General features: G+C 70.7%; 20 protein-coding genes. 15 read left to right on the forward strand and 5 right to left on the reverse strand.

Translation table 11 applies throughout. The features are described 5' to 3' along the window. Nucleotides 1–265: 265 nt before the first annotated feature. Nucleotides 266–1342 carry an amidohydrolase family protein gene (locus ACIHCL_RS00350; RefSeq protein ID WP_399857053.1) on the reverse strand — a complete coding sequence of 359 codons (1077 nt, stop codon included), beginning with the start codon at nt 1340–1342 and terminating at the stop codon, nt 266–268. 132 nt (nt 1343–1474) lie between these two features. On the opposite strand from ACIHCL_RS00350, the gene ACIHCL_RS00355 reads away from it, so the two are divergent. From ACIHCL_RS00355 to ACIHCL_RS00390, 8 genes are all read left to right on the forward strand, one after another. Continuing rightward, the gene (locus tag ACIHCL_RS00355) at nt 1475–2581 is read left to right on the forward strand and encodes a pyridoxal-phosphate-dependent aminotransferase family protein (protein WP_399855094.1); all 1107 of its coding nucleotides are present in this window, start codon (nt 1475–1477) and stop codon (nt 2579–2581) included. Nucleotides 2582–2920: 339 nt separating this feature from the next. Then, nucleotides 2921–3451 (forward strand): diaminobutyrate acetyltransferase, encoded by a 531-nt coding sequence (ectA, locus tag ACIHCL_RS00360; protein WP_399855097.1) that lies wholly within the window; start codon nt 2921–2923, stop codon nt 3449–3451. Nucleotides 3452–3630: 179 nt separating this feature from the next. Next, nucleotides 3631–4899: a diaminobutyrate--2-oxoglutarate transaminase gene (gene ectB, locus ACIHCL_RS00365; RefSeq protein WP_399855099.1), complete on the forward strand. Its 1269-nt coding sequence runs from the start codon at nt 3631–3633 to the stop codon at nt 4897–4899. 152 nt (nt 4900–5051) lie between these two features. After that, nucleotides 5052–5450: an ectoine synthase gene (locus ACIHCL_RS00370; RefSeq protein WP_399855100.1), complete on the forward strand. Its 399-nt coding sequence runs from the start codon at nt 5052–5054 to the stop codon at nt 5448–5450. A 4-nt stretch (nt 5451–5454) separates the two neighbouring features. Next, nucleotides 5455–6372 (forward strand): ectoine hydroxylase, encoded by a 918-nt coding sequence (thpD, locus tag ACIHCL_RS00375; protein ID WP_399855102.1) that lies wholly within the window; start codon nt 5455–5457, stop codon nt 6370–6372. Nucleotides 6373–6666: 294 nt separating this feature from the next. After that, a complete protein-coding gene (locus tag ACIHCL_RS00380; RefSeq protein ID WP_399855104.1) occupies nt 6667–7095 on the forward strand; it encodes a nuclear transport factor 2 family protein in 429 nt (142 codons plus the stop codon). A gap of 182 nt (nt 7096–7277) precedes the next feature. Next, on the forward strand, nt 7278–8300 hold the full coding sequence (locus tag ACIHCL_RS00385) for a VOC family protein (RefSeq protein ID WP_399855107.1): 1023 nt from the start codon (nt 7278–7280) through the stop codon (nt 8298–8300). 390 nt (nt 8301–8690) lie between these two features. Beyond that, nucleotides 8691–9185: a MarR family winged helix-turn-helix transcriptional regulator gene (locus ACIHCL_RS00390; protein WP_399855109.1), complete on the forward strand. Its 495-nt coding sequence runs from the start codon at nt 8691–8693 to the stop codon at nt 9183–9185. An 80-nt stretch (nt 9186–9265) separates the two neighbouring features. Here ACIHCL_RS00390 and ACIHCL_RS00395 read toward each other — a convergent pair whose 3' ends face one another. Together ACIHCL_RS00395 and ACIHCL_RS00400 are read right to left on the reverse strand one after the other, a co-directional pair. After that, the gene (locus tag ACIHCL_RS00395) at nt 9266–10327 is read right to left on the reverse strand and encodes an aminotransferase class V-fold PLP-dependent enzyme (RefSeq protein WP_399855111.1); all 1062 of its coding nucleotides are present in this window, start codon (nt 10325–10327) and stop codon (nt 9266–9268) included. A gap of 208 nt (nt 10328–10535) precedes the next feature. Further along, nucleotides 10536–11258: a DsbA family oxidoreductase gene (locus tag ACIHCL_RS00400; protein ID WP_399855114.1), complete on the reverse strand. Its 723-nt coding sequence runs from the start codon at nt 11256–11258 to the stop codon at nt 10536–10538. A 323-nt stretch (nt 11259–11581) separates the two neighbouring features. Between ACIHCL_RS00400 and ACIHCL_RS00405 the strand changes: the two genes are divergently transcribed. Together ACIHCL_RS00405 and ACIHCL_RS00410 are read left to right on the forward strand one after the other, a co-directional pair. Then, nucleotides 11582–12367, forward strand: coding sequence for a peptidoglycan DD-metalloendopeptidase family protein (locus tag ACIHCL_RS00405; protein ID WP_399855116.1), 786 nt, complete (start codon nt 11582–11584; stop codon nt 12365–12367). A gap of 332 nt (nt 12368–12699) precedes the next feature. Then, on the forward strand, nt 12700–13449 hold the full coding sequence (locus ACIHCL_RS00410; protein ID WP_399855119.1) for a hypothetical protein: 750 nt from the start codon (nt 12700–12702) through the stop codon (nt 13447–13449). A gap of 98 nt (nt 13450–13547) precedes the next feature. Here the strand turns inward: ACIHCL_RS00410 and ACIHCL_RS00415 are convergent, their stop codons facing one another. Next, on the reverse strand, nt 13548–14000 hold the full coding sequence (locus ACIHCL_RS00415; protein ID WP_399855121.1) for an ATP-binding protein: 453 nt from the start codon (nt 13998–14000) through the stop codon (nt 13548–13550). 154 nt (nt 14001–14154) lie between these two features. Between ACIHCL_RS00415 and ACIHCL_RS00420 the strand changes: the two genes are divergently transcribed. The 5 genes from ACIHCL_RS00420 (at nt 14155) to ACIHCL_RS00440 (ending at nt 19850) form a co-directional block, all read left to right on the forward strand. Continuing rightward, entirely contained in the window at nt 14155–15012 is an 858-nt protein-coding gene (locus tag ACIHCL_RS00420) for a Scr1 family TA system antitoxin-like transcriptional regulator (protein ID WP_399855123.1), read from the forward strand. Continuing rightward, nucleotides 15009–15212 carry a DUF397 domain-containing protein gene (locus ACIHCL_RS00425; RefSeq protein ID WP_399855125.1) on the forward strand — a complete coding sequence of 68 codons (204 nt, stop codon included), beginning with the start codon at nt 15009–15011 and terminating at the stop codon, nt 15210–15212. Before ACIHCL_RS00420 ends, ACIHCL_RS00425 begins: the two co-directional genes overlap by 4 nt. 243 nt (nt 15213–15455) lie before the next feature. Continuing rightward, the gene (locus tag ACIHCL_RS00430) at nt 15456–16907 is read left to right on the forward strand and encodes a peptidoglycan D,D-transpeptidase FtsI family protein (protein WP_399855128.1); all 1452 of its coding nucleotides are present in this window, start codon (nt 15456–15458) and stop codon (nt 16905–16907) included. Nucleotides 16908–17355: 448 nt separating this feature from the next. Continuing rightward, nucleotides 17356–18588, forward strand: coding sequence for an MFS transporter (locus ACIHCL_RS00435; protein WP_399855130.1), 1233 nt, complete (start codon nt 17356–17358; stop codon nt 18586–18588). After that, complete coding sequence (locus ACIHCL_RS00440) at nt 18585–19850, forward strand: TerD family protein (RefSeq protein ID WP_399855133.1); 1266 nt, start codon at nt 18585–18587, stop codon at nt 19848–19850. The genes ACIHCL_RS00435 and ACIHCL_RS00440 overlap by 4 nt, the downstream gene beginning before the upstream one ends. A gap of 91 nt (nt 19851–19941) precedes the next feature. Here the strand turns inward: ACIHCL_RS00440 and ACIHCL_RS00445 are convergent, their stop codons facing one another. Beyond that, nucleotides 19942–21567: a TROVE domain-containing protein gene (locus ACIHCL_RS00445; protein ID WP_399855135.1), complete on the reverse strand. Its 1626-nt coding sequence runs from the start codon at nt 21565–21567 to the stop codon at nt 19942–19944. Between the last annotated feature and the right edge of the window lie 203 nt (nt 21568–21770).

A 21770-nucleotide genomic window follows, 5' to 3' on the forward strand; every position in this document is an offset into this window, starting at 1 on the left:
TGGGGGACATCACGGGCACCGGTGACCTCGACCCCGACAGCTTTGCGCACGGAGGGTGAACCGACAGACGCCTGGCGTGAGTTCACCCTAAAGGGGGGTTTCCGTGTCTCTATTCGAATATCTCGGTACGCCTGTTCCTCCGGTTCACCCGTTCCACCGCATGGACATGGCCGAAAAGTCGACCGCTGAGGGGCGCACGCAGAAGTGCTCAACGAGACCACGCACGGCCGGTCACCGTCCGTCAACGCCGCGCGCCCCACCGCGATCAGCCGATCACACGCCCGTTCAGCACGACGCGTCGCGGCGCCGCCAGCACCCGCACGTCCGCCCTCGGGTCCTCGTCGTACACCACCAGGTCCGCGGGAGCGCCCTCCTCCAGGGCCGGCCGCCCGAGCCACGCGCGGGCACCCCAGGTGGTCGCGGACAACGCCTCCAGGGGCGGGATGCCCGCCTTCACGAGTTCGGCGACCTCGTCCGCCACCAGCCCGTGGGCGAGCACCCCGCCCGCGTCGGTGCCGACGAAGACCGGGATGCCGGCGTCGTACGCGGCGCGCACGGTGTCGTAGCGCCGCTCGTGCAGCCGCCGCATATGGGCCGACCAGCGCGGGAACTTGGCGTCGCCGCCCTCCGCGAGCCTGGGGAAGGTGGCGATGTTGACCAGGGTGGGGACGATCGCGACACCGCGCTCGGCGAAGAGCGGGATCGTCTCCTCCGTGAGCCCCGTGGCGTGCTCGATGCAGTCGATCCCGGCCTCGACGAGATCGCGCAGCGAATCCTCGGCGAAGCAGTGCGCGGTGACCCGGGCGCCCAGCCGGTGCGCCTCGGCGATGGCCGCCTCGACCGCCTCACGGGGCCAGCAGGAGGTCAGGTCGCCCACCTCGCGGTCGATCCAGTCACCGACCAGCTTGACCCAGCCGTCACCCCGACGCGCCTCCTGCGCGACATGGGCGACGAGATCCTCCGGCTCGATCTCGTGGGCGTAGTTCCGGGTGTACCGGCGCGGCCTGGCGATGTGCCGCCCGGCCCTGATGATCTTCGGCAGGTCCTCGCGGTCGTCGATCCACCGGGTGTCGGCGGGCGAGCCCGCGTCCCGCAGCAGCAGCGCCCCCGCCTCCCGCTCGTCCACCGCCTGCTTCTCGCTGGTCGTGGCGTCGACGGCGCCGTGGAGGTCGAGCCCGACGTGGCAGTGGGCGTCGACCAGTCCCGGCAGCGCCCAGCCGGTGAGGGTCACCGCCTCGTCCGCGCCGGCCGGCCTCTCGTAGGCGATCCGCCCGTCGACGGCCCAGAGTTCGTCCCGGATCTCGTCGGGACCGACGAGCACCCGCCCCTTCACGTGCAGCACCCTCGCTGCTCTGCGATCACTCATGAACAGCACTGTACGAGTCCCTTCCAGGCCCCTCGGTACGCTTCGACGGTAGCCCCATCCGTTCACGGCACCGCCGCGCACGGCCCCCGATCCGAAGAGAGCACCCCCGTGACGCACCCGTTCCTCGACCTCGCCCCGCTCACCGCCGCGCGCTTCGCGGCCATCGAGCAGCGGGTGGCCGGCCTCCTCTCCACCGAGCAGGACGTCGTCATCATGCAGGGCGAGGCACTGCTCCCGCTCGAAGGCTGCGTCCGCGGCGGCGCCCGGCCCGGTTCGACCGCGCTGAACGTCGTCACCGGTCCGTACGGGCAGACCTTCGGGAACTGGCTGCGGGACTGCGGCGCCGAGGTCGTCGACCTGGCGGTCCCGTTCCACACCGCGGTCACCGCCGACCAGGTCGCGCGGGCGCTGGACGAGCACCCGGAGATCGATTTCGTCTCCCTGGTCCACGCGGAGGCGGCGACCGGCAACACCAATCCGGTCGCGGAGATCGGCGAGGCGGTCCGCGCGCACGGGGCGCTGTTCATGCTGGACGCCGTCGCCTCGGTGGGCGCCGAGCCGCTGCTGCCGGACGCGTGGGGCGTCGACCTGTGCGTCATCGGCGCGCAGAAGGCGATGGGCGGCCCCGCCGGGGTGTCGGCGGTGTCGGTGAGCGAGCGCGCCTGGGAGCGGATGGCGGCCAACCCGCGGGCCCCGCGCCGCTCGTACCTCTCGCTCCTGGACTGGAAGGACCGCTGGATCGACGGCGGCCGCAGGACGCTGCTGCACGCCCCCGCCCAGCTGGAGATGCTGGCCCTGGAGGCGTGCGTGGACCGGATCGAGAGCGAGGGCCTGGACGCGCTGATGGCCCGGCACGCCTCGGCCGCCGCGGCGACGCGCGCGGGCGCCCTGGCACTGGGCGGTGGCCTGTCGCCGTACGTCCACGAGGCGAAGGACGCGGCGCCGGTCGCGACCACGCTGCGCGCGCCCGAGGGGACGGACGCGGCGGAGCTGGTCGCGCGGGCGCTGGCGACCGATCCTTCGCTGCCGCTGATCGCGGGCGGGGGTGCGCTGTCCAAGGACATGATCCGGGTCAATCACTACGGTGTGGACGCGACGCGGGGCGCGGTGCGGTCCTCGCTCGCGGCTCTGGGGGCGGCGCTGGCCGACGCGGGCCGGCGGGTCGACTTCGAAGCTGCCCGAAAGGCCGTCTCGGAAACCTGGCCGAGCGCATAAACAAGCATCGTCAATTCGGTATTCCATAAATGCGGGGAGCTGCTTTATCCAGGGCAGCTCCCCGCATTCTTCTGCCCGCTTTCCCCAAGCCTAAACACCCGAGTTTCAAGCCATCCCTTCCGGCCCCCGATCTCACAATTCGGCTGCGTCGTCCGAGAGTTACAGCCTTGTGACCGACTCCACATCGCGACCGTTATGCCGGATAAAAGGCATACAAAACAGACGAAAGTGCGGGCCGATCGCGCCGGTGTGCGCGCCCGCGTGATAGCACAGGGAATCCCTCCACCCAACCCCTCACGTCGATGCAATTTGGAAATTTGCTGGGTAAATTCAATTTGCATGACCGCCGCACCAGCAGATTGTGCACATGCCCGAAGTGAATTCCTCACCATCGACACCCCACGAGTGGAGGACGGGGCCGCGATCTGGCGCATCGCCCGCGACTCCGAGGTCCTGGACCTCAACTCCTCGTACAGCTACCTGCTGTGGTGCCGTGACTTCGCCGCCACCTCCGTGGTCGCCCGCGACGCGTCCGGGGAACCCGTCGCCTTCGTGACGGGCTACCTCCGGCCGGACCGTCCCGGAACGCTTGTCGTCTGGCAGGTGGCCGTCGATCCCTCCCATCGCGGATCAGGACTGGCCGGGGAACTGCTGGACGCGCTGACCTCGCGGGTCGCCGAAGCGAGCGGACTGTCCGCGGTCGAGACGACCGTCACCCCGGACAACACGGCGTCGGACCGGCTGTTCACCTCGTACGCGCGGCGCAGCGCGGTCCCCCTGGAGCGGGAAGTGCTCTTCGCGGACGACCTGTTCCCCGAGGGAAAGCATCTGCCCGAAGTCCTTTACCGCATAGGCCCGTTCCCCTCCTGAGCGGTCCGGAACGACCTTCCGCACGATCAACGGAGCCGCCTCCTGGGCGCCTCCTGGCCGGCTTCCCGGAACGACGTCCCGAACGGCCGTTCCGAGCATCGTTCCGGCCGCCCCTTCCGAGACACCCTCCTGGACCCATGACGTCACCCGTCACACCCCCTCAAGCAGGAGAACTCCCTGTGACCATCACCCCGCCCGCGCTGAGCGTCTTCGAGACCCTGGAGTCGGAGGTACGGAGCTACTGCCGAAGCTGGCCCGCGGTGTTCGACCGCGCTCAGGGCTCCCGGCTGACCGACGAGGACGGCCACGAGTACCTCGACTTCTTCGCCGGCGCGGGATCCCTCAACTACGGACACAACAACCCCGTGCTGAAACGCGCGCTGATCGACTACATCGAGCGCGACGGGATCACCCACGGCCTCGACATGGCCACCACCGCGAAACGCGCCTTCCTGGAGTCCTTCCAGCGCCATGTGCTGCGCCCGCGCGACCTCCCGTACAAGGTGATGTTCCCCGGCCCGACCGGCACCAACGCGGTCGAGGCGGCACTGAAGCTGGCCCGCAAGGTGAAGGGGCGCGAGTCGATCGTCTCGTTCACCAACGCGTTCCACGGCATGTCACTGGGCTCGCTGGCCGTCACCGGCAACGCGTTCAAGCGGGCCGGGGCCGGGATCCCGCTGGTGCACGGGACCCCGATGCCGTTCGACAACTACCTCGACGGCCAGGTACCCGACTTCCTCTGGTTCGAACGGCTCCTGGAGGACCAGGGTTCGGGTCTCAACCAGCCCGCCGCCGTGATCGTCGAGACGGTGCAGGGCGAGGGCGGCATCAACGTGGCGCGCGCCGAGTGGCTGCGGGCGCTCGCCGACCTGTGCCGCCGCCGCGACATGCTGCTGATCGTCGACGACATCCAGATGGGGTGCGGGCGCACGGGCGGGTTCTTCTCCTTCGAGGAGGCCGGCATCGTCCCCGACATCGTCACCCTGTCGAAGTCCATCAGCGGGTACGGACTGCCCATGTCGCTCTGCCTGTTCAAGCCGGAGCTGGACATCTGGGGGCCGGGCGAGCACAACGGCACCTTCCGCGGCAACAACCCGGCCTTCGTCACGGCCGCCGCCACGCTGGACGCCTACTGGGCGGACGGCGAGATGGAGAAGCAGACCCTGGCCCGGGGCGAGCAGGTCGAACAGGCGCTCCTGGCGATCTGCGACGAGCACGCCCGGCTCGGGGCCCGGTACCGGGGCCGCGGTCTGGTCTGGGGCGTGGAGTTCACCGACCCGGCGCGCGCCGCCGCGGTCTGCGCCCGCGCCTTCGAACTGGGCCTCCTGGTCGAGACCTCCGGCCCGCAGAGCGAGGTGGTGAAGCTGCTGCCGCCGCTGACCGTCACCCCCGAGGAACTGGACGAGGGGCTGCGCACGCTGGCCCGCGCGATCCGCGAGACCGCCTGACCACTGCTCCCGCCCGGTACGGGCCGTACCGGCTCGGCCCAGTTCGGCCCGGCTCGGCCCGTACCGGCTCCGAAGAGTTCCGCACCGAGCAGCACCGCACGATGCAACACCGCAGGAAGCAACACCGCACAGAGAAAGGCGACCCACCCACCGTGATCGTCCGATCCTTCAGCGACATCGAGAACACCGACCGGCATGTGAAGGCCGCTTCCGGCACCTGGGAGAGCAAGCGCATCGTGCTCGCGCAGGAGAAGGTCGGCTTCTCGCTCCACGAGACCACCATGTACGCGGGCACCGAGACGACCATGTGGTACGCGAACCACATCGAGGCCGTCCTGTGCGTCGAGGGTGAGGCCGAACTCACCAACGAGGAGACCGGCGAGAAGCACTGGATCACCCCCGGCACGATGTACCTGCTGGACGGCCATGAGCGCCACACCATGCGACCGAAGACCGATTTCCGCTGCGTCTGCGTCTTCAACCCTCCGGTCACCGGACGGGAGGAGCACGACGAGAACGGTGTCTACCCGCTGCTGACCGAGGAGGACTGAACCCATGACCACCGACGCACACACGGCCGTACGCGCCGGCACGCGCCTCGACCTCTACCCGACGCGCGGCACGGCCGAGATGGTCACCCCTCGACAGGACCCGGTCGTCTGGTCCGCGCCCGGTGCCCCGGGGCCGATCGCCGCGCGCGATCTCCAGGGCTTCGAACGCGACGGCTTCCTCACCGTGGACCAGTTGATCAACCCGGACGAGGTCGCCGCCTACCGAGCCGAACTGGACCGCCTGATCGCCGACCCCGCGGTGCGCGCCGACGAGCGCTCGATCGTCGAACCGACGTCCCAGAAGGTCCGTTCGGTCTTCGAGGTCCACAAGATCAGCGAGGTCTTCGCCCGGCTGGTCGCCGACGAGCGCGTGGTGGGCCGGGCCCGCCAGATCCTCGGCTCGGACGTGTACGTCCACCAGTCGCGGATCAATGTGAAGCCGGGCTTCGGCGCCTCGGGGTTCTATTGGCACTCGGACTTCGAGACCTGGCACGCCGAGGACGGTCTGCCGCGCATGCGGGCGGTTTCCGTGTCGATCGCGCTGACCGAGAACCACGACACCAACGGCGGGCTGATGATCATGCCCGGTTCGCACAAGTCGTTCCTGGGGTGCGCCGGGGCGACCCCGGAGGACAACTACAAGCAGTCCCTGCGCATGCAGGACGCCGGCACCCCGTCCGACGAGGCGCTGACCACGCTGGCCGACCGGCACGGCATCAAGCTCTTCACGGGCCCGACGGGTTCGGCGACCTGGTTCGACTGCAACTGCATGCACGGTTCCGGCGACAACATCACCCCGTATCCGCGCAGCAACGTCTTCATCGTCTTCAACAGCGTGGAGAACGCCGCCGAGGAACCGTTCGCGGCACCGGCGCGGCGTCCGGAGTTCATCGGGGCACGGGACTTCACCCCGGTGAGGTGAGGACGCTCCGGCACGGCGGACGGGGGCGGGCGATTGCCCGTCCCCGTCCGCCGTGCGTCGTCCTCGGCTCCGCCTCCGCCTGCGTCCCCCGTCCTCGGCCGGGCACGGGGACGGGGACGGGGACGGGGACTGCTGTGAAACGGCGCGGTGCGTGGCCCCCGGCTCGCGTCGGCGTTCCGGCTCGCACGTCCCGGCCACGGCGGAACTCATCAAGTTTGACTACCTGCCGCCGGAGGTATACCTTCACGCGTAGTCAAATTTGACGAGTGCGATCGAAGCCTGCGAGGAGCCCACGTGACCCGACTGCCCGACACCGGATACGTCCCGACGGCCGAGGACCGCGCGAGCCTGGACGCCTGGTTCGCCGAGTACGACGCGCGCAGCGCCCGGCGCGACATCGAGCGCATGGCGGACCTGGCGGTGTTCCCCCTCAACCTGGTGAGCGACGACGCGGCCGGCAACGGCCGTTCGGCGCAGTGGACCCGCGAGCAGTTCGTCGCGACGATGACACAGGTGATGGGCGCGGGAGACCAGGACATCACCTTCGAGTCCACCCGGACTCCCGTCTTCGTCTCCCCCTCCCTGGCCGTGGTCTTCTCGGACTCGGTCATGACGGCGCAGGGCCGGACCCAGCACCTGCGCTACGCCGACATCCTGATCCGACGGGACGGGGAGTGGGCGTTCCAGACCATGGTCCAGAGCGGATGGGGGGACAACCTGTGACGGATCCTTTCGGAAGGAGGTCCGCAGCCGTCCCGGACGGACGCTCCGGAGCCCTCTCGAACGGATGATGCCGATGACGCGGCGGACGGACCGGAGCGCGGGGCGGGGGGCTGCGTCCGGCGCCCCCCGCCCCGCCCCTAACCCTGTGGACAGTGAAGGCCGTTGACCGGAACAGTGGAGCCATGACCTCACTCGTCCGTCACATCACGATCGACTGTGCCGACGCCTACGAACTGGCCCGCTTCTGGTCCGAGGTGCTCGGCGCCCCGCTCTCCGACGGGGACGCCCCCGGTGATCCCGAGGTGCTCGTCGAGGCCCCGGGCGCCGGACTGCTGTTCATCCAGGTGCCCGAGCCGAAGCGCACCAAGAACCGTCTGCATCTGGACCTCCAGCCGCAGGACCGCACCCGCGACCAGGAGGTGGAGCGACTGCTCGCCCTGGGCGCCACCCTCGTCGCCGACCTCCGCCGACCGGACGGGCGGGGCTGGGCGACGCTCGCCGATCCGGAGGGCAACGAACTGTGCGTCGAGCGGAGCGCGGCAGAACGGACGACACCGGCCGATACCCGGCCGCGGGTCACCGCTGACGACGTGACCACCGCGGTCCGTCTCACGGTCGACGCGCTCCAAGACGCCCCGCTCGACGACTGGCGTTCCCCTGCCGGGTCGTTGGAGTGGGACTGCTGGGAGACCGCAGAACACCTGAGTGACGATCTCTTCTCCTACGCGGCCCAGTTGGGCACGCGGACGCCCTCGTCCGCTTACGTCCCGTACCGCTGGGCCGCCGACCGCGAGGGCGGCCCGACGAACGCGGTCTTCGCCGACCGATCGGGCGGACCGGTGGGACTGCTGAGCACGCTGGAGGCGAGCGGGGCGCTGCTCGCGGCGATGGTGCGGACGGCCTCTCCCGAGGCCCGCGCGTACCACCCCGCCGGGGTGTCCGACCCCGAAGGCTTCGCCGCCATGGGCGTCGTGGAGACGCTGGTGCACGCGTACGACCTCGCCGCGGGTCTGGGCGTGCCCTGGACGCCGCCCGCCGATCTCTGCGACCGGGTCCTGGCGCGGCTGTTCCCGGACGCGCCGGAGGACGCCGACCGCTGGGCCGTGCTGCTCTGGGCCACCGGCCGCGCCGAACTGCCGGGCCGCGGTCGGCTCGACTCCTGGCGGTGGTATAGCGCGCCGTTGGCGGAGTCCGGCCGGGGTTAGCGGGACCGGACGACCATGAGGCCGCCGGGGGTGCCGGGCCGCACGCGCCCCGGCGGCCCTCGCGGTCCGGCGCTCAGGGCCGGGCAGCCTCCGGCGACGGGCAGTCGACGCACCCCTCGGCGCCCCCGCCGAAGAAGGTCGCCGGGCCAGGGGGCGAACGGGCCTCCGGTCTCCAGCCGGACGGGCGCGCAGGCCCGGGTCGGCGATGAACAGCGCACCGTACACAAGGACATCCGCGATCGCCTCGTCGACCAGCGCGAGAGGCTTGCTTGGTCGACCAAGCAATGCCGTGGTGAGGGTAGTGTTCTTGGAGGAAACGCCCGGATCCCCGCTCCCGACCCGACTCCCACTGGCACCGGACCGTGCCGGCGCCACCCCCGAGGAGTTCCGATGAAGGCCGAATCCGCCTGCACCGCACCGTCGAGCGCCGCACTCGGCGGCCCCGTCAGCCGCGCCTTCGCCCGGACCGCGCGGCTGCACCGGATCACCGCGGGGAGGCTGCTGAAGGGGCTCGGGCTCTACCCCGGTCAGGAGTTCCTGATGATGCACCTGTGGGACACGGGGCCGGTACGCCAGTCCGAGCTGATCAAGGTCATGGACCTGGATCCCTCCACCATCACCAAGATGCTCCAGCGCCTGGAGCAGGCCGGACATGTCCGCCGCTCCCCCGACCCGGACGACCGCCGGGCCGTCCTGGTCGAGGCCACCGAGGAGAGCTGCGCGCTGTACGCCGCCGTCGAGCAGGCGTGGACGGATCTGGAGGGCCTCACCCTCGCCGGGCTGGACCCGGCCGAACGCGCGGAGCTGGCCCGGTTGCTCGGCAGGATCGAGGAGAACCTCTGCCGGGAGGCCGCGGGGGACACGGACTGCCCCGGTCGTCGCTGATCCCCGCCGCCCCACCACCCGGGCCACGGGCGTGGGAGCACTCACTCGGGCCCGGCCGGGCCGGGCCGCCGCCCATGGTCTCAGCGGGCGAGCACGTCCAGAGCCCGGTCCACATCGGCCTCGGTGTTGTACAGATGGAAGGCCGCCCGCAGGCTCCCCGCCCGCTCCGAGACCACCACCCCGGCGCGTGCCAGCGCGGCCACCTGCCCGCCGAGCCCCGGCACGGCCACGATGGCCGACTCCCCCGGCACCGCCTCGTGCCCCAGCCCCGCGAGCCCGTCCCGGAAGCGGGCCGCGAGCCCGGTGACACGGGCGTGGACGGCGTCGGCGCCGACCTCGCCCAGCAGCGCGAGGGAGTGCCGGGCCCCGTGGTACGAGAGGAAGGACACCGGTGCGTCGTAGCGGCGGGCGCTGCCCGGGAGCGACCCGACCGGGCCGTACGTGCTGTTCCAGGGATCGTCGGCGGCGGCCCATGCGGCGAAGAGAGCCGGGAGTGTGCGCTGCGCTTCCTCGGACACGGTGAGGAACGACGTACCGCGCGGAGCGAGCAGGAACTTGAAACCGCCGGTGACGGTGTAGTCGTACGCCCCGGCGTCCAGCGGCAGCCACCCCGCCGACTGGGTGGTGTCGAGCAGGGTCCGGGCGCCGTGGACGGCCGCCGCCTCGCGCACCTTGTCGAGATCGGCGGTCCGGCCGTCGGCGGACTGCACGGAGGAGAACGCGACGAGCGCGGTCCCGGGCCGCACCGCGCCGGCCAGCGCCTCCAGCGGGACGTAGCGCATCCGCAGGTCGCCGCGGACCGCGAACGGGCTGACGACGGAGCTGAACTCCCCCTCGGGCGCCAGGACTTCGGCGCCCGCCGGGAGCGATGCCGCGATCAGCCCGACATGGACGGAGACCGAACTGCCGACGGCGACCCGGTCGGCACCGACCCCGACGAGACGCGCGAAGCCGGCCCGCGCCGCTTCCACCGCCTCGAAGTCCCCGGAGCCGGCCCTGCTCCCCGTGGCGAGTTCGTCGGTGAGTCTCTTCACGGCCTCCACCGCGCGGCGGGGCAGCAGCCCGCAACTGGCGGTGTTCAGATAGGTGGTCTCGGGTGCGAACTGCTCTTCCACCACACGGCTGAACGAAGCGGTCTCCATGCGTCCAGCCTGAGGCCGTCGTGATCGGCCGTCAATCACCGGCGGTCACGGGACTCCCGTAACAGCGCCGTGCTCACGGCCGTATGAACCGCGCACGGGCCCCGGACCTCCAGGCATACGGGTCCGGGCCGGACCGTACGGAAGCCGCGCGGGCCGGCCCGGCTGCCGCGCCGGGACCTCGGGAGCCGCCGCCGACCGCGCCGAGCGCTCAGGCGCCGCCACCGCCGGCCTGCGGGACCTCGCAGACACCGTCGGCGTCGCATGCCGCCGCGTCCCCGCCGATCGCGGTCAGCGGCCGGTCCTTCCACGCCTGTTCCAGCGCCTGCGCGAAGACCTCGGCGGGCTGGCCTCCGGAGATCCCGTACCGCCGGTCGAGCACGAAGAACGGCACCGCGCCGGCCCCCAGCTCGGACGCCTCCCGCTCGTCCGCCCGCACCTCGTCGGCATACGCCTCCGGATCGGCGAGCACGGCCCGCACCTCGTCCGCGTCGAGTCCCGCCTCGACGGCCAGGTCGACCAGCACCTCGGCGTCGTAGACGGAACGCTCCTCGGCGAAGTTCGCCCGGTAGGCGAGGTTCAGCAGTTCGTCCTGGCGACCCCGTGCCTTGGCCAGGTGGAGCAGCCGGTGGATGTCGAAGGTGTTTCCGTGGTCGCGGCCCTCGGTGAGGTAACCGAGCCCCTCGGCCCGCGCGTTGTCCGCTACGTGCTCCTCCATGGCCCGCACCTCTTCGGGGGTGCGGCCGTACTTCCGCGCCAGCATGTCGGCCACCAGCACGGTCTCTCCCTTGGCGTGCGAGGGGTCGAGCTCGAAGGACCGATGCACGACCTCGACCTGGTCGCGGTGGGCGAACCCCGCCAGGCCCTTCTCGAAACGGGCCTTGCCTATATAGCACCAGGGGCAGGCGATGTCGCTCCAGATCTCGACGCGCATGTCTCTTCTTTCTCTCCGGGTCCGGGGCTGGGGTCGTCGGTCCGGACCTCGGAGTCCGGGGGCCGGGCGGCGCGAAACACTCCTCCGCGCATCGGGGCGAACACCACCGCGGACCCGTCCATTCCCGGAGCACGAACCGATCGCGCCCCACGCGAGGCGTCCGTCCTCTCACGGCGGAAACGCAGGTGACGCAGGACACAAGAAACTTAATTGCCGCTTCTCACCCATCACTGGCCACGAAGTCGTACCGACGGGTATCGAGTTCGTCGCATGCATGACAAGATCTGCCCTGTCCTCTCGCCCCCCTACTTTCGGAGTCGCCGATGCGTCGCAGCGTCCGGGCCCTACTGGCCCTCTCCCTCGCCGGACTGGCGGTCATGGTCCCGGTCGGATCGGCACAGGCCGACGCCGTGGTGAGGGTGGCCGTTCCCAACGGCCTGCCACTCAACGTACGGTCCGAGCCCCGCCTCGGCGCCTCGGTGGTCGGCAGCCTCGCCAACGGCAGCAGGGTGACGATCACCTGCTACAGCCGGGGCGACACCGTGCAGGGCATCGGCGGTGCCACCAACGTCTGGAACAAGGTGTCGAGCGGCGGCTGGGTCACCGACGGCTTCCTGGAGACCGGCTCCAACAATCCGGTGGTGCCCGCCTGTTCCGGCGGCGGCGCACCGTTCAAGCTGCCCTACCCGGCCGGCCGGGCGTACACCGTGACCCAGACCCCGGGTTCGGGCTACTCGCACAACGACGACTACAACCGGCACGCCGTCGACTTCGCCACCCCCAGCGGCACCCCGATCAGGGCCTCGGCCGCGGGCACCGTCTACTTCGAGGGCTGGAACGGCGCCGGCGGCATCATGGCGCTGATCGACCACGGCAACAACCGGTGCACCCAGTACGCCCACCTGAGCTCGACGATCATCAACAAGGGCAACCGGGTGGCCCAGGGCCAGCAGATCGGCACCTCCGGCGCCACCGGGAACGTGACGGGCCCGCACCTGCACTGGAACGTCGTGTACTGCGACAGCCAGCGCAGCCGCGAGATCCCCAACTCCGTCGAGACCGGCACCAACTACCCCACCGGTTCCGCGCCGGTGAGCCGGAACGGCTGACGACTCCACCCGCCCCCGTTCCCCGCGGCATCGAGCTGTCGGAGGGCGGGGGCGATGCGCTGCTCCCCGTCCCTTGACCTCGGACGCAGAATCGACCGCTCCGGCCCTCGCGGGCGCCAACGCTCTCGTACGGCAGACGACCACCGCCACCTGGACGCCAGGGTGCGCCACGACGGTGATCGCTCGGCGCTGCCGCCTGACCTGCACGGTCCAGAGCATATGGAAGCCACCGTTCCGCAACTGCCCGGACGCGGAGGGCAAAAGCCCCTGCGGGAACGCGGGAACCCGTGATGTGATCTCACACGGACAAGGCGGCGACCAGGGGGGAACCTGTGATTTCCGAGCCGGAACTGACGGGGCAGTTCGGCCCCGAGAACTCCCGTGAGGTGATGGACGGCTTCGGCAGCGAACCGGCTGGGGGGCGCCGGGAGCGCAGACCGTGGCTGTGGGCACTGGGCGGGGCGGTGGTGGCCACCGCTCTCTGCGCCTCGGCGCTCTTTCTGTACGGATTCGGCGACCGGAAACCGGACCTGCACGGGTACCGGCTGGACGAAGACCCCTGCCCGTCCCTGAGACTGAAGTCGATCGGCGCGGCGATCGGGCCGAGGGAGAGCGCCATCGACTCCGGACCACGCATCGTGAACCATCCCGCCCTCGACCAGGCACGGTGCTACATTCCGCTCCGGGGGCCGAACGGGGACGAGCAGCCTGCCCGGGGCTGGTCGGTCGAGTACAGGGTCGAAGTCACGGTGACGCTCCACAAGCAGACGGACCCCCGGCCCGAGTTCGAGGCGTTGAGACGGGTGACCGACCTGGCCGTCGCACCCGAGGCGAAGCTGGAGACGGTTCCGAACCTCGGCGACCGGGCATACCTGCTGACCGTCGACGACGAGACGTCGGAGCTCCGCGTGCTGGAGGGTGGTGCGGTCTTTTCCCTGTCCCTCTCCGTCTTCTCCTACTACATGGACGAGGACTCGAGCGAAGAGCTCAGGGATGACGAACCGGACGCCCCGAAGGCGTCCGAATACCACTCGGCCTTGATCAGTGACATGCGTGGCCTCATGGCAAGCCTCAAGCACTGAGCACCGACGCCCGCACCCGCTGCACTCCCGTCCGGGGCACGGGAGGCGGAGCGAGGCGCAAACGGAGTGAGGCGCGGGAAGCGGAAGGGGGTCGGCGGTCACGGCCGCACGGCGGAGACCTCCGCCCAGACGGTCTTCGCGGACGGCGGGTGCGGCCGGACACCCCAGTCCGCGGCGAGCGCGTCAACAATGATCAGCCCCCGCCCGCCCTCGCCCGCATCCTCTGGGCGCACGGCGGGAAGGCCGCGTTCACCGCGCGGATCCGTGACCTCGATCCGCAGCCGCCCGGCCGGCAGCAGGGCCAGTCCGAGGCGGAACCCCCGCCCGTCGAGCCGCCCGTGGACGACCGCGTTCGCCGCCAGTTCGGCGACGACGAGCGCGGCGGCCTCGGTGCGTTCACCGTCACGCGGCCATTCCCAGGCCACCAGCTGTTCCACGGCGAGGAGCCGCGCGAGGCGGGCCCCCCGACGGGTGGCGCTCAACAGCTGGGTGAACTGCTGTACGGGGGCTACCGGTTGGGGGGTGTCGATCTGTACGGATTCACTCGTCACGCCACACAGCGTGGTCGAGCCGCCGTACGCTGACCAGCAACGACGGCTGTACTCAGCGTGTATGTAACGGTACGTACGGCAACCGGTACCGGTCGTCCCCCGTAACGGAGGGGCGGACGCGGTGGGCCGACGAGGAACGAAGGCGGGCAGCAGCATGGAGTGGGACGGTGCGATCGACGGCGACGACGACTCGGAGGAAGCCGCGGACCTGTTCCGCGTGATCGGCCGTCAGGTCCGGCTGCTGCGCGAGCGCGCCGGCCTCACCCAGCGGGAACTGGGCGAGCGCCTCGGCTACAGCGAGGAGTTGATCCGCTCGCTGGAACGGGGGCGCAGGACTCCGCAGCCCGAATTCCTGGACGCCGCCGATGAGTTGCTGGATGCGGGCGGCCTGCTCCGGGCGGCGAAGGAGGACGTGAAGCGCGCGAAGGCACGGGCCCGGGTGAAGCATCCGGCGTGGTTCAAGGACTACGCGAAGCTGGAGCGGCAGGCAGTCGAGCTGCACGACTACAGCACACTTGCCATGCCTGGACTGCTTCAAACAGAAGATCACGCGCGTGCGGTCTTCACCAGTCGTCAGCCGCTCCTCCCTGATGACATCGTCGAACAGCGCGTACTGGCTCGAATGGAGCGCCAGGAAATTCTGACGAGCTGGCCACCGCCGCTGACGACGTTCACCATCGAGGAGTCCGTCCTCCGACGCCCCATCGGCGGACACGAGGTGCACCGTCGACAGTTGGAAAAGCTGGTCGAATTCGCGGGGCTACGCAGCGTGGAGCTTCAGGTCATGCCGACGTATGTTGATGAACACCCGAGCCTTGGAGGTCCGTTCATCCTTCTCACTCCGAAGGGGCGGGCTCAGGTGGGGTATCTGGAAGTACAGAACATCAGCAAGCTGATCACTGACCTGGAAGAAGTACGTATGCTGTCGGCGCGATACGGCAGCATCCGAGGTCAGGCACTCAATCCCCGCGAGTCCCTGGTACTGATCGAGAAGATCTTGGGAGAGCAATGAGCGACCATCGCCCCATTGACGAGGCCAGCCTTTCCTGGTCCAAGAGCAGTTACAGCAGCGGGGAAGGCGGCGCATGCGTGGAGTTCGCCACCGTCGATCAAGCCATCCTCGTCCGCGACTCGAAGGACACCGCTCTCCCCCACCTCGCCCTCACCCCAACCTCGTGGGCACGCTTCGTGCAATACGCCGCAGCGGAGTGAACACGCCTGGCAGGCCGACGAGATAGAAACAGGCACCAGATCTCCCGCAGACACCTCGGCGCCCGGCACATGGTCCGGAGAAGCCACAGCGATGAATGTGTGGAGGCCGCCGCCTTCGTCCCCGCCTGCGGTCGCTCCGCGTGTTGGCGCCGGCCTTCGTGCGGACCACCCTGTGGATGAGGAATCGGTGAGAAACGGCGCGGCCGGGAACGGCGCGCGGCGCCCCGCTCGTCCTCCTATGGGATGAACACGACGATCAGGCGGACCGGGGTCTTCTGCCTGCTCCTGGTCCTCGCCCTGCTGGTGCGGGCGACCTGGGTGCAGGCGTATCAGGCACGGGCACTCGCAGACGACAAGCACAACCGGCGGAAGACCATCGCGCAGTACGCGCAGCCGCTCGGTGACATCATCGTGGCCGGGAAACCGGTCACCGGATCGAAGAAGACGACGGGCGGCGACCTCGCGTACCGGCGCACCTACACCGAGGGCGCGCTCTACTCGGCCGTCACCGGCTACAGCTCCCAGGCGTTCGGTACCACGCAACTGGAAGGGATCTACGGTCCCGTGCTCGACGGCACCGACGACCGGCTGAAGAACCCACTGGACGCGTTGACCGGCAAGCAGGCGGCCCCGGGCGACGTCCTGACCACGATCGACCGCGATGTACAGAAGGCCGCGTACGAGGCGCTGGGCGGCTACAAGGGCGCGGCGGTCGCGATCGACCCCAGGACCGGACGGATCCTGGCCATGGTGTCCACCCCGTCCTACGACCCGTCGACGATCAGCGGGGCGACGGACGGCGACGCCTGGAAGAAGCTGCTGAACGACCCGGACAAGCCGCTCGTCAACCGGGCGCTGCGGCAGCCGCTGGCGCCCGGTTCCACGTTCAAGCTGGTGGTGGCGGCCGCGGCACTGGAGGACGGGTTGTACCGCTCCGTCGACGAGCGCACGGACAGCCCGAACCCGTACCCCCTGCCCGGTACCAGCAGGGACCTCAAGAACGAGAACCCCTCCGCCCCCTGCGAGAACGCCACACTGCGCACCGCGCTCCAGTACTCCTGCAACAACGTCTTCGGGAAGATCGCCGTCGACCTCGGCCAGGACAAGATCCGGGCGATGGCGGAGAAGTTCGGCTTCAACACCGAGAAGCTCGATGTGCCGGTACGCGCGTTCAAGAGCGTCTACCCGTCCGGCATGGACAAGGCGCAGACGGCGCTGTCGGGCATCGGGCAGTTCGAGGTGACCGCGACGCCCGTGCAGATCGCCATGGTGTCGGCCGCGCTCGCCAACGGCGGTGAACTGGCCGCGCCGCACATGGTGTCGAAGGTGACCGACGCCGACGGCGACACCTTGCAGGAGTTCGCGGACGGCGACACCGAGCGGGTGGTTTCGAAGTCCACCGCCGAGCAGTTGCGCAGCGCGATGGTGACGGTGGTCGAGGAGGGTACCGGCAGCAACGCCCGGATCGCCGGGGCCGAGGTCGGCGGCAAGACGGGGACCGCCCAGAACGGTGTGGACAACAGCAGGACCCCGTACGCCTGGTTCACCGCGTACGCGAAGGACCGGGCCGCCGGCAAGGAGGTCGCGGTCGCCGTGGTCGTCGAGGACTCCGGGGCGGCCCGCTCGGAGGTCAGCGGCAACGGCCTGGCCGCCCCGGTCGCCCAGAAGATGATGAAGGCGGCACTGGCGCGCTGACGGGAAGGGGCCGCGCCGGACGCCGGTCCGGCACGGCCCCTTTCTCCGTTGCGGCCCGTCCCTGCGGTGCCCGCCCCGCGGCCGGTGCGCGCGTCGCGGCCCCGCCGCTCTCCGCTCCGGCTCCCAGGGGCTCGCCCTCGTGCCGGGGCGCTCCGCGCCGAGGGCCGGATACGGCGTTCTCCTTACGGACGCCGCCCTGACGACGGGTCCGACGGGCACGGAATAAGGCATCTGCCCGATGCTTCGGGACCTCCTCAGTCACCAGCCTGGACGCGTCACACAGGCACGGTTGTGGAGGGTTGTCGTGGCGGGTGCCGTGCGGAGGCCGAGGTCGGGAGCCGGATCAGGGACGGGGGCGGATCCGGGCTCGGAACCGGAGTCGGGATCGGGATCGGGGTCAGGGTCAACGTCAACGTCGGGGTCGGGGTCGGGGTCGGGGTCGGCGACGATGCGGGTGTTGCGGGACCGGACGGCAGCACTCTTCCTGACCGCGGTCGTCGTCTCCGGTTTCGGGTCGTCCGCGATGTGGCTGGCCGCCGGGGTCTGGGTGAAGTCGCTCACCGGCTCCGACAGTCTGGCAGCGCTCGTCGTCTTCGCGATGTGGCTGCCGGTGCTGTTCGGGCCCGCGCTCGGCTCGATCGCCGACCGGCTGCCCCGCAAGCCGCTGCTGGTCTGGTCGAACCTGCTGATGGCGGGACTGCTGGCCATCCTGCTCCTGGTCGACTCGGCGGAGCGGGTCTGGCTCCTGTTCCCCGTGCTCGTCCTGTACGGGGCGGGATCCGTCGTGATGGACGCGGCCGAGTCCGCCCTGGTCGCCGGGGCCGTCGAGCCCCGCCTGCTGGGCGATTTCAACGGGCTGCGGATGACGGCGAACGAGGGCATGAAGCTACTGGCGCCCCTGGCCGGGGCGGGGCTGTACGCACAGTTCGGAGGCGGTGCGGTGGCATTGCTGGACGCGGCGTCGTTCCTGCTGGCGGCCGGGGTCTGCGCGCTGCTGCCGGTACGCAAGCTGGCCGGGGGCGATGCCGTGTCCCAGCAGCGGGACGTCGGAGGGGACGCCGGTAAGCGGGAGCTGTGGCGGTCGCCCGTGCTGCGGCCCCTGGTGCTGACGGGCTCGGTGACGATGCTGTGCGCGGGACTCAACGGGGCGGCGATGTACGCCCTCATCGACGACGTCCTCGGCCACGCCCCCACGTACGCGGGTGCGCTGTACGCGGTGCAGGGCGCCGGATCCGTCGCTGTCGGGCTGCTGGCCGGGCCGCTGTTGCGGCGACTTCCGGAGCGGATGTTCGCGGCGGCCGGGACGGCGCTGTTCGCCGTGGCGGTGGGGGCGCGGGCGCTGCCGAACGACGCGGTGGCACTGGCGGCCAGCGCGGCCATCGGGTTCGGGCTGCCGTGCGTGCTGATCGCCGCGATGACGGCGGTGCAGCGGGAGACCCCGGACGCGCTGCTGGGCCGGACCAGCGCCACCGCCAACACGCTGATGATGACGCCGAACGCGGTGGCGCTGGCGCTCGGCGCGGGCCTGGTCGCCGTGGTGGACGTCCGGGTGCTGCTGCCGCTGACCGGTGCGGCGGCGCTGCTGGCCTCGGTCCTGCTGGTCACGGGGCGGCGCGGGTACGTCAAGATGGGTGAAGGTAAGGGAACGGCAAAGCCGGATCGTTCGTTACCCGATGCATGACCGCTATGACCCCCGGCTCGAACATCCCCCTGTCCACCGCCCGCGTGGCAGTGGACGTCTCCGCACCGGTGCGGCTCGACGTTTCGGGCCTGCTGCTCACCGCCTCCGGCAAGGTGCGCTCCGACGACGACTTCATCTTCTACAACCAGCCCAGCGGCCCCGGCGTGACGTACCGCTCCGGCGACGGTACGTCACCGGACGCGATCCTCGTGGACACCACCGCGATCCCGGCCGGCATCGAGAAGATCGTCGTCACGGCGAGCCCGGACGCGGCCGGGCAGTCCTTCCAGGGCATCGAGCCCACGGCGACCGTGCGTGACGCGGGCAGCGGCGGCGTGCTGGCCACGTTCACCCCGCCGCGGCTGACCACGGAGACGGCGCTGGTGGTCATGGAGGTCTATCTCCGCAACGGTGCCTGGAAGGTCCGCGCGGTCGGCCAGGGCTACGCCAACGGCCTGGCCGGCATCGCGACCGACTTCGGTGTCTCGGTCGAGGACGAGCCCGCACCCACCCCCGCGGCCATGCCCACCGCACCCGCGGCCATGCCCAGCGCGCCGCCCGCTCCGGCCACCGTGCCCGCGATGCCCGCCGCGCCTCCCATGGACCCGCGGATCGCCGCTCCCCCGGCTCCCGCCACCCCGCCGACCGTCCCTGCCGCCCCGCCGGCCATGCCCGCCGCCCCTGGCCGGATCAGCCTCGACAAGGGCCGGGTCAGCCTCCAGAAGAACCAGACGGTGTCCCTGGTCAAGGGCGGCCGTCCGCTGCTCTCCCTGATCAAGATGGGCCTCGGCTGGGAACCCGCCTTCCGTGGCAAGGACATCGACCTGGACGCCTCGGTGATCGCCTACGGCCCCCAGCGCAACCACTTGGACAGCTGTTACTTCGGCAAGCTCTCCATCCTGAACGGCGCGATCAAGCACTCCGGTGACAATCTCACGGGCGAGGGCGCCGGGGACGACGAGGTGATCACCGTCGACCTCGGCCGGATCCCGTCGGATGCGACCGGGCTGATCTTCACGGTCAACTCGTTCACCGGCCAGAAGTTCACCGAGGTCGCCAAGGCGTACTGCCGCCTGATCGACGCGGTCACCGGCGAGGAGCTGGTCCGTTTCGACCTGACCGGCGCGCAGCCGCAGACCGGCGTGATGATGGCCAAGCTGATCAGGCAGTACTCCGGTGAGTGGGAGATGACGGCCCTGGGCGACTTCGTGAAGGCCCGCACCGTCCGAGGCATGGTGAAACCCGCCGCCCAGGCGCTGTAGCGCCCCGGGCGGCGGTGCCCCGGCCCATCGGCGGTCCGACGGATGTCCGGGGCGCCGGTCACCACGGATGAACGGCGCCCCTCGGCCGCGCTCAGGCGCCGTCCGTCTCCGGGCGGCTCCAGGGCCAGTGCGCGTCCCGGCCCGCCTCCAGCAGCGACACCATGCGAAACGCCGCGTCGGACAGCCCGCCGAAGGTGTGCCGGTTCGCAGCGCCCGACGGGGCGTGACCGGACCGGTACCCGGCCAGGTTCCACGTGTAGACGGGCACGGTGGGCGGCACGGCCGTCGTGGCGTCCGCCCGGTAGGAGAACGACTCCTGCTCGTCGGTCACGATCAGCACCCGATCGTGCTCCCGGTAGTGGCGGCGCACCGCCTCCGCGGTGTTGGTCCCCCCGAGATCCCCGAAGCGCTGCAGCACCTTCAGCACGGACTCGGCACGCCGGAACCGCACCCGCGCACTGCCCGTACCGAACTGAACCAGGTCCGCCTGCTCGGCCCGCAGCGCCAGCGCCGTACCGAAGATGGCGGCGGCATCGGCCCGGTTGAGCCGCGAGCGGTCCGAGAGCGGCGACCACATCGAGCCCGAGCGGTCCACCAGGATGAGCGTCCGCCCGGGCAGTCCGGGCACGTTGGCCAGCGAGTGCCCGAGCGCCTTCTCCAGCGCGTGCGCCCAGCGCAGCGAGGGCGCGTGCTGGTACGCCGCGAGGTAGCGGAACGGGAACTGCCGGGAGGTGGCGACCACGTCCGGGTCACTGATCCTCGCCGCCACCTGCGCGGCGGCCTCGTCCGAGACGCCCGCCTCGTCGAAGTTCCGCAGATTGCGGATGAGCGCCATCGGGCCCATGGACGGAATCACCGCTTCCCAGGCTGCGGCGTCCATCGGCCCCTGCAGCCAGCCCGCCAGGGCCTCCCAGGTCATGCCCGCGACGGCCAGCCGGTCCGCGCCGTCCGCACCGGTGACCACGGCACGCCGCTCCGCGACCGGGATCTCCATCAGCGCCCGGTGCGCCGTGAGGGTGCGGTCGGCGGCGGGCGCCACGGCCGTCTCCGGGTGGTGGCGGCGGTCGAGGGCGTACCGGAACAGTTCGCCCTGCCACGGCTTGGCCGGATCGGGCGAGGCGTGCACCAGGTTCAGGACGTCCCCGAAGCGGTACCCCTTGGACGCGGTGTCGTACTTCAGCAGGGACCTGCCGTCGTAGAGGCGGCGGACGGCGTCGGCGATGCCGCGCTTGACCGGCTTGGGCACGGCACGGCCGTAGCGCGAGGTCCAGTATCCGAGGAACTCTCCGGGCTCGTCGGCACGCAGCAGGACCGAGTCGACGACCCGCCGGTTGGACGGACCGTCCTCGGCTCCGGCGTCGAGGCGTGCCTTCACGTACTCGGCGGCGCCGACGAGCGAGGCCGTACGCATCTGCCCGTCGCGGCGCAGCCAGTGGAGCAGGCCGGCGGTCCACTCCGGGTCATTGACGGCGAGTGTCCGCACCAGTGCGGCGAAGCGGTTGTCGCGCTGCTCACCGTCCTCGTAAAAGGTCTGCTGCGAAACGAAGTTGGCGACCGCGAGCAGGAAGAGTTCGGAGCGCTTGTCACGCAGATGCCCTCGGCCGCCCTGGTGGTTCGGCGCGGTCCGCCCGGTCGACCTCACGGGCGAGACGGCGTGGGAGGTGGACGAACGGGGCGTGCTGTTGCGGGACTTGGTGCGGATGTTGAAGCGTGCCATGTGAATTCTCCCGAATTCCTTGGGAGAAGGCACAGCGCGGGAGGGTGCCCGAGGTCAGGAGCGGCGACGGAATTGTCCGATGCTCTTCCCAGTTGAGCTACCGGCCTGAGCCGGGCGGGACTCGAACCCGCAACCGTCGGATCCGGGAAGTATCCGTCGTCTTCGCACCGGGCACCCTCCCGGCTCTGTGCCTCCCGAGATCA

The sequence above is a fragment of the Streptomyces sp. NPDC052042 genome, assembly GCF_044548345.1.
GTDB lineage: Bacteria > Actinomycetota > Actinomycetes > Streptomycetales > Streptomycetaceae > Streptomyces.

Bases quoted from the DNA above. Each gene is read 5' to 3' on its own strand.
- ACIHCL_RS00385 (WP_399855107.1), top strand. From the start codon at position 7,278: ATGACCTCACTCGTCCGTCACATCACGATCGACTGTGCCGACGCCTAC.
- ectA (WP_399855097.1), top strand. From the start codon at position 2,921: ATGACCGCCGCACCAGCAGATTGTGCACATGCCCGAAGTGAATTCCTC.
- thpD (WP_399855102.1), top strand. From the start codon at position 5,455: ATGACCACCGACGCACACACGGCCGTACGCGCCGGCACGCGCCTCGAC.
- ACIHCL_RS00405 (WP_399855116.1), top strand. From the start codon at position 11,582: ATGCGTCGCAGCGTCCGGGCCCTACTGGCCCTCTCCCTCGCCGGACTG.
- ACIHCL_RS00390 (WP_399855109.1), top strand. From the start codon at position 8,691: ATGAAGGCCGAATCCGCCTGCACCGCACCGTCGAGCGCCGCACTCGGC.
- ACIHCL_RS00400 (WP_399855114.1), bottom strand. From the start codon at position 11,258: ATGCGCGTCGAGATCTGGAGCGACATCGCCTGCCCCTGGTGCTATATA.
- ACIHCL_RS00440 (WP_399855133.1), top strand. From the start codon at position 18,585: ATGACCGCTATGACCCCCGGCTCGAACATCCCCCTGTCCACCGCCCGC.
- ACIHCL_RS00425 (WP_399855125.1), top strand. From the start codon at position 15,009: ATGAGCGACCATCGCCCCATTGACGAGGCCAGCCTTTCCTGGTCCAAG.
- ACIHCL_RS00420 (WP_399855123.1), top strand. From the start codon at position 14,155: ATGGAGTGGGACGGTGCGATCGACGGCGACGACGACTCGGAGGAAGCC.
- ACIHCL_RS00435 (WP_399855130.1), top strand. From the start codon at position 17,356: ATGCGGGTGTTGCGGGACCGGACGGCAGCACTCTTCCTGACCGCGGTC.
- ACIHCL_RS00395 (WP_399855111.1), bottom strand. From the start codon at position 10,327: ATGGAGACCGCTTCGTTCAGCCGTGTGGTGGAAGAGCAGTTCGCACCC.
- ACIHCL_RS00430 (WP_399855128.1), top strand. From the start codon at position 15,456: ATGAACACGACGATCAGGCGGACCGGGGTCTTCTGCCTGCTCCTGGTC.
- ACIHCL_RS00445 (WP_399855135.1), bottom strand. From the start codon at position 21,567: ATGGCACGCTTCAACATCCGCACCAAGTCCCGCAACAGCACGCCCCGT.